This window comes from Streptomyces sp. CA2R106 (assembly GCF_037034245.1).
Lineage (GTDB): Bacteria > Actinomycetota > Actinomycetes > Streptomycetales > Streptomycetaceae > Actinacidiphila.
The window spans coordinates 79,724-92,722 of the sequence record NZ_JBAGKC010000017.1; the positions used below are offsets into that span (position 1 = coordinate 79,724).

General features: G+C 72.8%; 12 protein-coding genes and 1 pseudogene. 5 read left to right on the top strand and 8 right to left on the bottom strand.

The window, feature by feature from the left end; all coding sequences use genetic code 11:
* Window positions 1–5 precede the first annotated feature (5 nt).
* The 6 genes and pseudogenes from WA788_RS22955 to WA788_RS22980 form a co-directional block, all read right to left on the bottom strand.
* Window positions 6–1,028, bottom strand: a complete 1,023-nt coding sequence (locus WA788_RS22955; protein WP_335980283.1) for an NAD(P)-dependent oxidoreductase — start codon at window positions 1,026–1,028, stop codon at window positions 6–8.
* Window positions 1,025–1,897, bottom strand: a complete 873-nt coding sequence (locus WA788_RS36100; protein WP_443034083.1) for a Gfo/Idh/MocA family protein — start codon at window positions 1,895–1,897, stop codon at window positions 1,025–1,027. The genes WA788_RS22955 and WA788_RS36100 overlap by 4 nt, the downstream gene beginning before the upstream one ends.
* Window positions 1,782–2,069: pseudogene (locus WA788_RS36105) on the bottom strand (Gfo/Idh/MocA family protein); the annotation flags it as partial. The gene WA788_RS36100 and the pseudogene WA788_RS36105, both read right to left, overlap by 116 nt.
* Window positions 2,070–2,110: 41 nt before the next feature.
* On the bottom strand, window positions 2,111–3,286 hold the full coding sequence (locus tag WA788_RS22970; RefSeq protein ID WP_335980291.1) for a M24 family metallopeptidase: 1,176 nt from the start codon (window positions 3,284–3,286) through the stop codon (window positions 2,111–2,113).
* 17 nt (window positions 3,287–3,303) lie between these two features.
* Window positions 3,304–4,491, bottom strand: a complete 1,188-nt coding sequence (locus WA788_RS22975) for an ABC transporter ATP-binding protein (protein WP_335980294.1) — start codon at window positions 4,489–4,491, stop codon at window positions 3,304–3,306.
* A gap of 14 nt (window positions 4,492–4,505) precedes the next feature.
* Window positions 4,506–6,197: an ABC transporter permease gene (locus WA788_RS22980; protein ID WP_335980296.1), complete on the bottom strand. Its 1,692-nt coding sequence runs from the start codon at window positions 6,195–6,197 to the stop codon at window positions 4,506–4,508.
* Window positions 6,198–6,498: 301 nt separating this feature from the next.
* Between WA788_RS22980 and WA788_RS22985 the strand changes: the two genes are divergently transcribed.
* Together WA788_RS22985 and WA788_RS22990 are read left to right on the top strand one after the other, a co-directional pair.
* Entirely contained in the window at window positions 6,499–7,476 is a 978-nt protein-coding gene (locus WA788_RS22985; protein WP_335980298.1) for a 4,5-dihydroxyphthalate decarboxylase, read from the top strand.
* A 93-nt stretch (window positions 7,477–7,569) separates the two neighbouring features.
* Window positions 7,570–8,424 carry an amidohydrolase family protein gene (locus tag WA788_RS22990; RefSeq protein ID WP_335980299.1) on the top strand — a complete coding sequence of 285 codons (855 nt, stop codon included), beginning with the start codon at window positions 7,570–7,572 and terminating at the stop codon, window positions 8,422–8,424.
* On the opposite strand, the gene WA788_RS22995 is transcribed toward WA788_RS22990, so the two are convergent.
* On the bottom strand, window positions 8,406–8,813 hold the full coding sequence (locus WA788_RS22995; protein ID WP_335980302.1) for a winged helix-turn-helix transcriptional regulator: 408 nt from the start codon (window positions 8,811–8,813) through the stop codon (window positions 8,406–8,408). The genes WA788_RS22990 and WA788_RS22995 overlap by 19 nt on opposite strands.
* Before the next feature lie 122 nt (window positions 8,814–8,935).
* Between WA788_RS22995 and WA788_RS23000 the strand changes: the two genes are divergently transcribed.
* Together WA788_RS23000 and WA788_RS23005 are read left to right on the top strand one after the other, a co-directional pair.
* Window positions 8,936–9,919: a zinc-dependent alcohol dehydrogenase family protein gene (locus WA788_RS23000; protein ID WP_335980303.1), complete on the top strand. Its 984-nt coding sequence runs from the start codon at window positions 8,936–8,938 to the stop codon at window positions 9,917–9,919.
* Window positions 9,920–9,983: 64 nt separating this feature from the next.
* The gene (locus WA788_RS23005) at window positions 9,984–10,814 is read left to right on the top strand and encodes a DUF1963 domain-containing protein (protein WP_335980306.1); all 831 of its coding nucleotides are present in this window, start codon (window positions 9,984–9,986) and stop codon (window positions 10,812–10,814) included.
* 84 nt (window positions 10,815–10,898) lie between these two features.
* Here the strand turns inward: WA788_RS23005 and WA788_RS23010 are convergent, their stop codons facing one another.
* Window positions 10,899–11,792 carry a LysR family transcriptional regulator gene (locus tag WA788_RS23010; protein WP_335980307.1) on the bottom strand — a complete coding sequence of 298 codons (894 nt, stop codon included), beginning with the start codon at window positions 11,790–11,792 and terminating at the stop codon, window positions 10,899–10,901.
* Window positions 11,793–11,893: 101 nt separating this feature from the next.
* Between WA788_RS23010 and WA788_RS23015 the strand changes: the two genes are divergently transcribed.
* Window positions 11,894–12,982 (top strand): zinc-binding alcohol dehydrogenase family protein, encoded by a 1,089-nt coding sequence (locus tag WA788_RS23015; protein WP_335980309.1) that lies wholly within the window; start codon window positions 11,894–11,896, stop codon window positions 12,980–12,982.
* The last annotated feature ends 17 nt before the right edge of the window (window positions 12,983–12,999 follow it).

A 12,999-nucleotide genomic window follows, 5' to 3' on the forward strand; every position in this document is an offset into this window, starting at 1 on the left:
CCGGGTCAGTCAGTGGTGACGGCGAGCCGGGTGTCCCAGACCTCGGGGTTCACCAGGCCCACCGGGGCCGTGCCGGCGACGCAGGCCAGGACGCGCTCGGCGATCTCCCGGGCCCGGGTCTCGTCCGACTGGGCCGTGACACCGCCGATGTGCGGGGTGAGCACGACGTTGTCCAGCTCGCGCAGCGGCGAGTCCGCGGGCAGCGGCTCCTGCGCGAACACGTCGAGTGCGGCGCCCCGCAGGCGGCCCTCGCGCAGCGCGGCGACCAGCGCGGGCTCGTCGACCACCTCACCGCGCGAGGGGTTGACCAGCAGGGCGGACGGCCGCAGCTTCGCCAGGAAGGCGGTGTCCACCAGCCCGGTGGTCTGCGGCGTCAGCGGTACGTGCAGCAGTACGATGTCGGCCCGCGCGGCCAGTTCGTCCAGGTCGCCGACCACCTCGACACCGGCCTGACGGGCCCGCTCGGCCGAGACGAACGGGTCGTACCCGATGACGGACTGCGGGCGCAGCACGGCCAGCTTCTCGGCGGTCTTGAGCCCGATGTGGCCCAGGCCGACGATCGCCACCGTGCTGCTGGTCAGGTCGGAGCCGATCTGCTGGTCGGCCCGGGAGTAGCGGTCGCGCACCAGGCCCCAGTCGGTGCCGCCGTGCAGGTCGCGGTCAGCCGCCACGATCCGGCGGGTCAGCGCCAGGACGGCGCCGAGCGCGAACTCGGCGACCGCGTCGGCCGCGGCGCCGGTGTTGGCGACGACCGGGATTCCGCGGCGGGTCGCCGCCTCGACGTCGATCCAGTCGAAGCCCGCGGTGGGCGCGGCGATCAGCCGCACGTGCGGTGCTCCGTCCAGGACGGAGTCGTCGATCGTGACGCCCTTGGTGGCCACGACGATCCGCGCGTCGGCGAGGTGCCGGCGCACCGTCTCCGGCTGCTGGTCCGGGCAGTAGACGACGGGACCGAGCCCGGCGAGCATCCGCTCGGTGGTGGCGAGGTAGCCCAGTTTCTTGGTGATGACGGTGTTCACAACGGTCACGACGTTCCTCGTGTCAGGCGGGCCGGCGGATCGACGGCCTGCGGATCGACGGCCTGCGGAGCTGATGGTTCGGACAGGGCCCGGTCGACGGTCTCGGCGACGCGCAGCGCCGACAGGCCGTCGTCGCCGGACGCGCCGAACGGACCCGCGTCGGCGGCGCCGGCCGTGGCGGCGGTGAACGCCTCGAACTGGGCCGCGTAGACGTCGTGCGGGGGGAAGACGGTGTCCGAGCTGCCCCGCGCCGACCGGAGCGACAGGGTGCCGCCGCCGGTGTTCCCGATCGAGTCCGACACCGTCAGCCGCCCGGCCTCGCCGACCACGGTCAGCCCGTTGGCCGGGTGGGTGGCGCGTCCCGCGGCGAAGGTGACCAGCACCCCGCCGCGGGTGGTCGCGCTGACCTGGACCACCCGCTGGGGTCCGGCCGGTGTCGGGTCGAGTTCGGCGATCGTCGCCGACAGCCGGACGATTCGGTCGCCGGCCAGCCACTGGGCGAGGTCGACGGCGTGCGCCCCCCGTCCCCGACATCGCCCCCTTGCTGGCGGTGGTGACCTGGCGTGAACCGGCCAGCCGCACCGGGGAGTCGCCGTGCCCGAGCCGGTGGAGGTAGGTGACGTCCACCCACAGCGGCCGGCCGATCGCGCCCTCGGCCAGCAGCCGCCGCGCCTCGCGGTGGGCGGCGTTGTGCCGCAGGTGGAACCCGGTGCCGAGGACGACGCCGTACCCGGCGCAGGCCGCGAGCGCGCGGTGGGCGGCGGCCGGGTCCTGCGCGAGCGGCTTCTCGCACAGGACGTGCTTGCCGGCCGCGGCCGCCAGCGTGACGTGCCGCTCGTGCTGCTCGTTGCGCGAGCAGACGTACACGTGGGTGACACCGGGGTCCCCGAGCAGGTCCTCGACCGCCGAGCCCCGCCGGCCGACCCCGTACCGCTCCGCCAGGTCGGCGGTGCGGACAGGGTCGGTGCCGCACAGGGCGACCGCCGCGGACCCCCGGGCGCGGGCGAGCGCCGGCAGACCGAAGCGGTCCACATGGCGGCCCACGCCCACGACGAGCCAGCCGGCGGCCGGCGTACGGTTGCCGGACAAGGTCAGCCCAGCGTGTACGGGTAGGTCGAGTACAGGTCGATGCCGGTCTCGGTGATGACGATCTCGTCCTCCAGGTGGACGCCGCCGACACCCTCCTCGCCGATGGGCGGGCTGGTGACGGAGAAGGTCATGCCGGGCTTGAGCTCGTAGTCGTCCTGGGCGCGCAGGTGGGGGCCCTCGAAGGCGGAGATGCCGATCCCGTGGCCGAGGGTCCTGCGGCCGAGCTTGGCGCAGATGTCGGCCGGGCTGACGCCGGGGCCGAGCGCGTTGAGCTGCTCGTACTGCAACTCGTGGGCCCGCTTGAGCAGGTCCACCTGGGCCGGGGTGGGCCGGTCGCCGCAGACGAACGCGCGGCAGAAGTCGCCGAAGTAGCCGGAGAAGCAGCCGCCGAAGTCCATGTTGACCAGGTCGCCGTGCTGCACGATCCGGTCGCTGTGGAAACGGCGGTAGGGGTGCGCGCCCGGGCCGGAGTTGACGACCTCCGAGCACTGCGTGGTCTCGGTGCCCAGGTCCCACATGGCGCGGAAGCACTCGCCGACCAGTTCGCACTCGCGCACGCCCGGCTTGAGGATGTCGACCGCGGCCTGCATGCCGGCCTCGGAGATGGCGTAGGCGATCTTCAGGGCCTTGATCTCGTCCGCGGTCTTGATCTGGCGGGCGCCGATCATCAGCTCCTGCCCGTTGACGAAGGTGGCGCCCGGCAGCCGCTTGGTGAGCACGTCGAACATCGACGGGGACCAGATGTCCACCGCGATGCGGGCCTTCTCGATCTTCGAGCCGAAGTAGTGGTACAGGTCGTCGACGAAGGAGTTGACGTCCTGCGTCAGGTCCATCTGGTACGGCGTGTGGAACCGGTCGTCCGGCACCCAGGGGATGTTCTTGGCGGCGTAGTCCGGGTCGATGATCCAGATCGCCGAGTCGCCCTCGGCGGCCAGGACGGCCAGCGGCCCGCCGCCCAGCTGGATGGTCGGCCAGTACAGCCGCTTGATGCCGGTGCTGTACCGGGCGTTCTCGGCGCGCAGTTCGATCAGGAAGTCGACGTCGGCGGCCGCCATGGCCGCGCGGGTCCTGGCCAGCCGCTCGGTGCGCAGCCGCTCCATGTCGATGCGGGTCTCCCAGTCGGTCTGCATAGGGCCGAAGGTGCTCGCGGATCGCACGATCGTGCTGTCGAGGGTCATGAAGGGGTCTCCAGACTTCAGTGGTTGAGGGATATGGACCTGTCCACCGGACAGGACACGCGGACACGGGAGCCGACGGACGCGGCAGCGCGTCCCAGGCCGATGGCCCGCAGGGTCGTGATCCCGGTGTCGATGTCGTACTCGGTGACCGAGCTGCCGACGCGGACCGCGGTGACGGTGCCGGGCAGCGCGTTCTCCCGGCCCGGGTCCGACGGGTCGTCCGCGCGCTCGATCGCGATGTCGCCGGGGCGCCACACGATCGAGACCTTCGTGCCGACCTCGGCCTCGCCGACGATGCGGGCGGTCAGCCGGGTCGTGCCGTCGGGCAGGGCGATGTCCACCCCGCCGACGCGTTCGGTGCCGTTCGGGCCGGTTCGGGTGTGCTCGGCGGCCAGGACACCCTCGAGGATGTTGATCTGGCCGAGCAGACCGGCGACGAACAGGGACTGGGGCGCGGCGAGCAGTTCGGCCGGCGTCCCGTTCTGGACGATCCTGCCGTCGCGCATCACCACGATGCGGTCGGAAAGGGTCATCGCCTCGTCCTGGTCGTGGGTGACGTAGACGGCGGTGATGGACAGTTCCCGCTGCAGGCGGCCGATGTCGCGGCGGACCGCGTCCCGGCGCGCCGCGTCGAGGTTGCTGAGCGGTTCGTCCAGCAGCAGCAGGCCGGGCCGGTAGACCAGGGAGCGGGCCAGGGCCACACGCTGCTGCTGGCCGCCGCTGAGCTGGCTGGGCCGGCGCCCGCCCATGCCCTCGAGGCCGACCAGGTCGAGCATCTCCTCGACCCGGGGGCGGATGGCGGTGGTGCGCTCGCCGCGGGTGCGCAACGGGAAGGCGACGTTCTCGAAGACGGTCATGTGCGGCCACAGCGCGTAGGACTGGAAGACCATGCCGATGTCGCGCTTGGCCGGCCGCAGGTGTATCCGCTCGGCGGTCGAGGTCATCGTCGTGTCGCCGAGCCTGACCCGGCCGGCGTCGGGGACCTCGATGCCGGCCAGGCAGCGCAGCGTGGTCGTCTTGCCGCAGCCCGACGGCCCGAGCAGGGTGATCAGCTGCCCGCGCTCGACGGAGAACGAGGCGTCGCGCACCCCGCCGGAGCCGAAGTCCCGGGTGAGTCCGGCGACCTCCAGGTGTCCGGTGCGCTCCGGCAGCGCGGCCGCGCGGGCCGGCGTGGGCGCGGTCCGCCCGTCGGTGGTTGTCTTCATGGTCTTCCTACCCATCAGAGTCCGGCCGCCATGTCGGAGGAGGCGCCGTCGCGGCGCGTGGTGATCGTCCAGAAGACCGCCGCGGCCACCAGCAGGACGGCCGCCTGCAGCAGGGTGAACGCGGCCGTCACGCCGGGGGAGTCGAACGACCGGCTGTTGAGCAGGGCCACCGAGAGCGTCTGGGTCCCGGTCGTCTGGAGCAGCGCCGACATCGGCAGCTCCCGCATGAAGGTGAGGAACACCAGCAGCCACCCGGCCACCAGTCCGGGGCGGACCAGGGGCAGCAGTACGCGGAAGACGTAGCGGGTCAGGGACGCCCCGCTGGTGCGGGCGGCCTCCTCCAGTTCGGTGTGCACCGACAGGAACGCCGCGGACACCGAGCGCTGGGCGAACGGCAGGAACCGCACGATGTAGGCGACGCCGATGATCCACAGCGTGCCGAACAGCGAGGTCTTCAGCAGCAGGGTGAGCAGGCCGACACCCAGCACCAGGCCCGGCACCGCGACGGGGACCGTCAGGCAGACCTCGAACAGCCGGCGCCCGGTGATCCTGGCCCGTTCGATCGCGTAGACCAGTACGACGCTGAGCGCGACGACCACGCAGGCGCACAGCGCGGACAGCTCCAGGCTGTTGAGGAAGGCGGTCTTGACGATCGACCCCTTCCCGAAGAGCGCGTGGAAGTTGTCCAGGGTCAGGTCGTCGAAGTCGATCCGGCCGGTCCAGCGCTTGGAGAACGCGATCAGCGTGAGGATGCCGATCGGCAGCAGCGCGGCGAACAGCAGGTAGAGCAGTTCGGCCGCGAAGGCCCACCACCGGAGCTTCCCCAGCCGCAGCGGTTCGGCCCGCGAGCCCTTGCCGGTGACCGTGACGTAGCCGCGGTCCCGCATCGCCCGGCGCTGGAAGTACAGGCACACCGCGGTGATCAGCATCATCACGCAGCCGAGGGCGGCGCCGAAGTTGTAGTTCGGCGGGAACGTCTGGACCGCGTCGTAGATGCGGGTGGACAGCGTCTGGATGCCGTTGCCGTACCCCAGCACGAGCGGCACCGACAGGTCCTCGATCGCCATGACGAACGTCAGGATCGCCGCCGCCGTGATCGCCGGGCCGGCCAGCGGCAGCGTCACGCGGAGTGCCGTCCGCCAGCCGGAGGCGCCGCAGGCGGCTGCCGCGTGCTCCAGCGAGGAGTCCATCTGCCGGAAGGCGGCGCCGGTGAGCAGGATGACGAACGGCACCAGGAACAGGCCGAGCACGACGATGATGCCGAACGTCGAGTAGACGTTGAAGATCGCGCCGTGACTGATCCCCGCGCTGCGTGCCACCCGGTTGATGAACCCGGTCCTCGGGTCCGCCAGGTACGTCCAGGCGATCGAGCCGATCAGCGGCGACAGGAAGAACGGGATCAGGTTGAGGATCTCGAACGCCCGCCGCAGCGGCAGGTCGGTACGGGTGACCAGCCACGACAGTCCGACGCCGATGACGGTGGCCAGCACCATCGACCCGAGGGCGATGACCACACTGTTGCGGGCGGAGCTCAGGATCTCCGACGCCTTGAGTTGCTGGTAGTTCGCACCGGACCACACGTGGCTGGTCAGACCGGTCTGCTTCTCGAGCGAGCGGATGACGACTTCCACCAGCGGTGCCGCGATCAGTACGACCACGGCCAGGGTGAACAGCGTGAGCGCGATGCGCTCCGGAGTGAACCGCACGAGAGCGCGTCGGCTGCGTGGCGGTGCCGCCTCAGGAGTGCGGGATGTGGGTTCCATCACAGAGGCCATGGACGGGATCGTCAGACGGTTCGATATTGATTGTCAAGCGTTACGACGAGGTTAACTTGGACGCGGGCTGCTTGAGGGTGGAGCAAAACGCCTCATGTACTGGCAATACGGCCTGTAGGCGCGGGCTGCCCCACGCGTCCATCGTGTCAAATTGCTTGACGATGTGAGATTCATTGTCTGACAATCTGTCTCGCGATTGCTGTGCCAGGTCCGTGACAGGGAGTTGAGAACCGTGTCCTCGCTGAAGTCGACGTTCACCGTCTATCCGCACACCCGGGCGCTCGCCGATGGCCGCGTCGAGCTGCCCGGCGGCCCGCTCCAGTTCGTCCCGACGAAGCCGATCATCCGGGCCTACCGCGAGATGGTCCGGGAACTCGCCTACGACATCTGCGAGTTGGCGCCGACCACGTATCTGATGGCGCGTGCGGCGGGGGTACCGGTCATCGCCGTACCGGTCTTCACCAAGCGCCTTTTCCACCACGGCCACATCCGCTGCCACGCCACCTCGGGCATCCGCGTGCCCGGCGACCTCGTCGGCCGCACGGTCGGTGTCCGCGCCTACTCGGTGACCACCGGTGTGTGGGTGCGGGGCCTGCTGTCCGACGATTTCGGCGTCGATCCGGCGTCGGTCCGCTGGGTCACCGACGACGAGGAGCACGTCGCGAGCTACGTCGCCCCGCCGAACGTGTCAGCCGTGGCGCCCGGCGAGAGCCTGGTGGACCTGCTCGACCAGGGCCGGATCGACGCCGCGCTGACCGGCAACGCCGGGGTCGGCCGCAAGGGCGCGCCCAGGGAGGGCTGGACGGACGGGAACACCGCGCCGCAGCCGGCCGCCGAGCCGCCGTACTCGCTGTTCGGCACGCCCGAACCGCTGGAGCGGGACTGGTACCGCCGCACCGGCATCTACCCGATCCACGGCGTGATCGTGCTGCGCGAGGAACTCGCGCGCGAACATCCCCGGCTCGCCACCGACCTGTACGCGGCCTTCGCCGCCGCGAAGCGGGACGCCGGCGCGGGGCGCGCCGAACTGGTCGCCGGGCTCGCCGCGGGCGCGGCCATACCGGAGGACGAGGACCCGATCCCGTACGGCATCGAGCCGAACGCGCGGTCCCTCGAAGCGCTCATCCGCTACGCCGGCGAGCAGCACCTGCTCGACACGGCGGTGTCGGTCGAGGAGATCTTCGCGCCCGGCGACTATCCGACGGCCTGACGCCCCTTCGGCGCCTGAAGCCTGCCGCCTGCCGCCCGCCCCCCGCTGTCTGCCATCCGTCGTCCGCTGTCCGAACCGAGACCGGAGATCCGCATGACCCAGCCACCCGAGATCATCGACATCCACCCGCACATCCTGTCCGACGACCCCGCCGCCTATCCGCTCGCCCCGGTGGGAGGCAAGGTCTCCGGCTGGGCCGCCGGCCGGCCGGTCACCGCCGAGCAGCTGCTGGCCGCCATGGACGAGGCCGGCATCGCCAAGGCCGCCCTGGTCCAGGCGTCGACCGCCTACGGGTATGACAACCGGTACGTGCTCGACAGCTCCGCGCGCCACCCCGACCGTTTCGTGGCCGTCGGCTGCGTGGACCCGCTCGCGCCCGACGCGGCCGGAACGGTCCGGACCGCCGCGCGCACTCCGCGGTTCGCCGGCATCCGGCTGTTCACCACGGGCAGCACGATGCCCGGCCAGGCAGGCTGGCTGAGCGACGAGAGCACCCATCCGTTCTGGTCGGCGGTGCAGGAGGCGGGGCTGCCGGTCTGCGTGCAGATGCGGATCGCGGGGATACCGCAGCTCGTCGACGTCCTCGAGCGCTTCCCGGGGGTGACGGTGGTGCTGGACCACATGGCCTACCCCGCCATCGCCCCCGGCCGGGAGGAGGCCGCGTTCGGCGAGATCGAGCCGTTGGCGAAGTACCCGCAGGTGTTCCTGAAGCTCACCATGCGCAACACCGTGCCGCTCGAGACCGCCGACGCCGGCCGGTTCCTGGTGCCGCTGCTCGACGCGTTCGGCTCCGACCGCATCGCATGGGGGTCCAACTTCCCCGCGGCCGAGCAGCCGCTGCCCGAGCTCCTCCGCCTGGCGCACGCGGCGCTGTCGGTGCTCCCCGAGGCCGACCGCGCCGCCATCCTCTCCAGTACCGCCCGCCGGCTCTACCCCGCCCTCACCTGACCGGCGCGGCCGTTCGGGGGACGGCCGTCGGTGTGGGCGGGGGCCTGCGCCGCCTCCTGGAAGTCGGCGACGGCCCCGCCGTACTGCTTCGCCCAGTCGTTGAGCACCTCGATGGGTTCGACGAGGGTCCGGCCGAGGTCGGTGAGCCGGTATTCGGCCTGCCGCGCCTCGGTGCGGTGCTCGACCAGGCCGTACTGCTGGAGCCGGCGCAGCGTGTGGGTGAGGACCTTGCGCGAGACACCGCCGATGGCGTCGACGATCTCGCCGTGCCGGCGGGGGCGGCGGCCGAGCGCGTACAGCACGAGCACCGCCCACTTGTCGGAGAGGATCTCGACCGCCAGCCGCGTGGGGCAGTCCGTGAGGAAGACCGGTCCGGCCGCGTTCTGCATACCATCGAAGGTACCAAGAGGTAACGGGCGGCTCCGTAACGTCGTGCACAGAGATCAGCAGCAGCGCTCAGCAGCAGCGATCGGCAGCAGTGATCAGCACAGCGAGATGCGGAGGAGTCACCATGCCACGAGTCGTCGTGTTCGACGCGTTCGGCGGGCCGGAGGTCATGCGGATCGTCGAGGAGCCGGTACCCGAGCCGGCCGCCGGCGAGGTACGGGTCAGGATCGAGGCGTTCGCGGTCAACCCGCTGGACCTGATGATGCGTTCCGGCGCCTCGCCGGCGCCCGTCCCCCTGCCGCACGCGCGCCTGGGCGTCGAGGGGACCGGCGTCGTGGACGCGCTGGGCCCGGACACCACCGGACTGGCGGTCGGCGACCCGGTCCTGCTCACGGCCGTTCCGGACGCGGTCGTCCGCGGCAGCTACGCCGAGTACACCACCGTCCCGGCCGGCCGGGTCATCCCCCGCCCGGCCGGGCTCGGGACCACGCAGGCGGCCGCGGTCTGGGTCGCGTACTCCACCGCCTACGGCGCGCTCGTGGAGCGGGCGAAGATCCGGCCCGGCGACCACCTCCTGATCACCGCCGCGTCCGGCGCCGTCGGCCGGGCGGCGATGCAGATCGCCCGCTACCTCGGCGCGGTGCCCCTGGCCGTCACCCGGCACACCGCACGCACGGACGACCTGCTCGCCGCCGGCGCCGAAGCGGTCATCGTCACCGACCGCGAGGACGTCGCCGAGGCCGTCCGCCGCCACACCGGCGGGGCCGGCGCCGACCTCGTCCTCGACCTGGTGCGGGGCCCGGGCCAGCAGGACCTCGTGCAGGCGGTCCGCCCGGGCGCGACCCTGGTCGCCGCGGGCTTCCTGGACCCCCGGCCGACCCCCTTCCCGGCGGGCCCCTCGCTCACGTCCTTCAACTACCGCGGCTTCGACCTCCTCTTCGACCCCGTCGTGGTGCGGCGCATGGCCGCCTTCCTCAGCGCGGGCCTCAGCCACGGCGCGTTCCAGCCCGCCATCGGCGAGGTGTTCGCCCTCGACGACGTCGCCGAGGCCCACCGCCATGTCGAGGAGGGCCGGCACGGCGGGAAGAAGGTCGTCGTCACGGTCTGAACGGCCGCCGCCCCGGGCCCGGGCGCGGGGCGGCGCTGTCCGACCGACTGGCTAAGGTCCTGGTATGGACAAAGAGTTGCTCGACCGGCTGGCCCCGTTCCGCGACGAGGCGGTGGAACAGGGCATACCCCTCGCCGAGGTGGAGCGGTGGACGGCCTCGGCCGCCCGCCCCTGCGCGTCGCTGTCGACGGACGGGGACGGCCCGGTCGTGGGGCACTTCGGGGGCCCGCTCCTGCTGCCGCCCGAACTCCCCGACCCCTACTACCCGTTGATCGCCACCATCGACCTCGCGGCGCTCCCCGCCGACGCGACCGACCTCCAACTCCCCGCCGGCGGCCACCTGCTGCTGTTCGCGCACGCCGACGACCCGTACGGCAGGGGCGGCGGGGGCGAGGCGCTGTACCTGCCGCCCGGCACCGCCGTCGAGGAACGCGAAGTGCGCGACGGGGCCACGGACTTCAGCGACGACGCGAAGACGCAGGAGCAGGTGCTGCGGCTGCTGGAGCAGTACCCGCAGGGCGAGATGCGACTGAGCCGGGACGTCCTCCTGCCGTCGTACAGCGACCCGGACGTCCCCGACCACTTCTGGACCGCGCTGGTGCGCGACCACCCCCGCGCCGAGCAGATGAGCGAGGTGTGGGACGAGGTGGGGTGGCGCATCCCCGGCGGCGGTCCGCTCCAGCTCGGCGGATACCCCTCGGACGAGTACGGCGGCGAGGGCTTCCACCGCGAGTCGCCCGACGGGCAGAACCCCAGGGACTGGGTGCTGCTCGCCGACTGGCACCCGGGGCTGGAGGGCCGCGAGGGCCTCACCGTGCACTGGCCGATCCGCCTGCCGGACCTCGCCGCAGGCCGCTTCGACCAGGCGACCGCCACCATCTTCTGGAACCCCTGAGCGCCGGACCACCCCTGAGGCCCTGACCCCCTGAGGCCCCGAACCCCGGGGAATCCTGCGGCCGTACGGCGGCGGGCGCGCCGGTCAGGCGCCCGCCGTCAGTGCCCGGGTGACGGCCGCGAGCGCGGGCGACCGCCGCCCGGGCAGGCGCGCCACGAGAATCCGCCGGATCTCGGGCGGCGCGCCTTCCACCCGCACCAGGCTCACCTTCGGCGGCAGCACCCCGGACAGCCCCGCGGGCACCGTCGTCACCCCGAAGCCGCCCGCGACCAGCAGCAGCTTGGTGAGCCAGTCACGCGCGCTGTGCACGATCCGCGGCCGTCCGGGCAGACCGGGCCAGACCCCGAGCAGCGGCTCGGACCCGGACGACGGAGTGGCGATCCACGGCGCGCCGACCAGTTCGTCGACGTGCACCGCGTCGCGCCCGGCGAACTCCCCGGTCGACGCCACCGCCACCACCAGCTCGGTGTCCGCGACGGTCTCCACCGACAGGCGCGGCGACTCGCTGTCCACGGGCCGGTGCGGCGGGCGGGAGCTGAGCACCGCGAGGTCGATCGAACCCGCGCGCAGCGCCCGGACCAGGGTGGGCGTGGTGCCCTCGGTGGTCGTCACGGTGACGTGCGGGTCGCTCGCCGCCAGGCGCGCGAGCGAGGGCGGCAGGAGGGCGGCGCCCGCGCTCAGGAACAGCCCGAGCCGCACCCGTTCGGTGCGCGGGGCGGTGCCGGTGAGGTCGTGTTCGGCCGCCGCCAGCGTGTCCAGGATCGTACGGGCGTGGCGCAGCAGCGTCAGGCCCGCGGCCGTCAGTTGGACCCCGTCGGGGCGGCGCTCGAACAGGACCGCGCCCGCGCTGCGTTCGAGGGCGGCGGCCTGGCGCGAGACCGCCGACTGGGTATAGCCGAGCCGGTCGGCGGCCGCGGTGAAGCTGCCGGACTCGGCGATCTGCCGCAGGACCCGCAGGCCGGTGCTGGAGATGTCCATGCGACCTACGCATACCACGGATGCCGGATCGTCGCTTCCCGCAGGGCGGCCGGACTCCTACGGTCGATCACGACAGCCCGGAACGATCACGGAGGCCCCACGTGTACGCAGCAGTTCTGACCCGGTTCGGCAGCCCGCTGGCGGTGCGGGAGGAACCCGACCCGGTGGCCGGCGGCGGCGAGGTGCTGGTCGAGGTGCTCGCCACCTGCGTGGCGCCGTATGCGGCCGAGGTCTTCAGCGGTGCGCGGAAGTACCCGCTGGTCCCGCCCGTCGTCCCGGGCATCGGCGGCATCGGGCGGGTCGTCCGGGTCGGCCCGGACGCCACCCGCCTGCGGCCCGGCGACCTCGTGTGGTGCGACTGCACGGTCCGCTCGCGGGACGACGCCCTCACCCCCGACATCACCCTCCAGGGCTGGAGCTCCCGCGGCGAGGGCGGCGCCCGGCTGGCCCGCCACCTGCACGACGGGTCGTTCGCCCAGCTCATGCGGGTCCCCACGGAGAACGTCTACCCGCTGCCCGCCGCGGCGGCCGACGACCCGGCGCGCTGGTCCGCGGTCGGCTGCCACGTCATCCCCTACGGCGGGCTGCTGGCCGGCCGGCTCGCGGCCGGCGAGACGCTGCTCGTCAGCGGCGCCACCGGCAACCTCGGCAGCAGCGCCGTCGCCCTCGCTCTGGCCATGGGGGCGGGGTGCGTGGTCGCCCCGGGCCGCAACCAGGCCGCGCTGGACCTCCTCGCCGACCGCTTCGGGACCCGGGTGCGGCCCGTCCCGCTGACCGGCGACAGCGCCGCCGACTCCGCCGCGATGGCCGCCGCGGCGCACGGCCCGATCGACATGGTGCTGGACCTGCTTCCGCCGAGCGCGCCCAGCTCGGTGGCCCGCACCGCCGCCATGACCGTGCGCGAGTACGGCCGCGTGGTCCTCATGGGCGGCGTCGGCATGCTCGGCGGCGACGACTTCGCCCTGCCGTACCCCTGGATCATGCGCAACTCGGTCACCGTGCGCGGCCAGTGGATGTACCCGCGTGAGGCGAACACCGGCATCATCCGCCTGATCGCCTCGGGCGCCCTCGACCTCGCCCCCGAGCAGGTCCGCTGCTTCGGCCTCGACGCGGTCAACGAAGCGGTCGCCCACGCCGCCGCCCACCCCGGCCCCTTCGACCGCACCGTCCTGACCCCGCCGACCCGCTGACCAGGGCCCGGCGGCGG

What these genes read in the sequence shown, in the direction of transcription:
- WA788_RS22970 (WP_335980291.1), bottom strand. Translation starts at nt 3,286, where the DNA reads ATGACCCTCGACAGCACGATCGTGCGATCCGCGAGCACCTTCGGCCCT.
- WA788_RS22975 (WP_335980294.1), bottom strand. Translation starts at nt 4,491, where the DNA reads ATGAAGACAACCACCGACGGGCGGACCGCGCCCACGCCGGCCCGCGCG.
- WA788_RS22990 (WP_335980299.1), top strand. Translation starts at nt 7,570, where the DNA reads ATGACCCAGCCACCCGAGATCATCGACATCCACCCGCACATCCTGTCC.
- WA788_RS22995 (WP_335980302.1), bottom strand. Translation starts at nt 8,813, where the DNA reads ATGCAGAACGCGGCCGGACCGGTCTTCCTCACGGACTGCCCCACGCGG.
- WA788_RS23000 (WP_335980303.1), top strand. Translation starts at nt 8,936, where the DNA reads ATGCCACGAGTCGTCGTGTTCGACGCGTTCGGCGGGCCGGAGGTCATG.
- WA788_RS23005 (WP_335980306.1), top strand. Translation starts at nt 9,984, where the DNA reads ATGGACAAAGAGTTGCTCGACCGGCTGGCCCCGTTCCGCGACGAGGCG.
- WA788_RS23010 (WP_335980307.1), bottom strand. Translation starts at nt 11,792, where the DNA reads ATGGACATCTCCAGCACCGGCCTGCGGGTCCTGCGGCAGATCGCCGAG.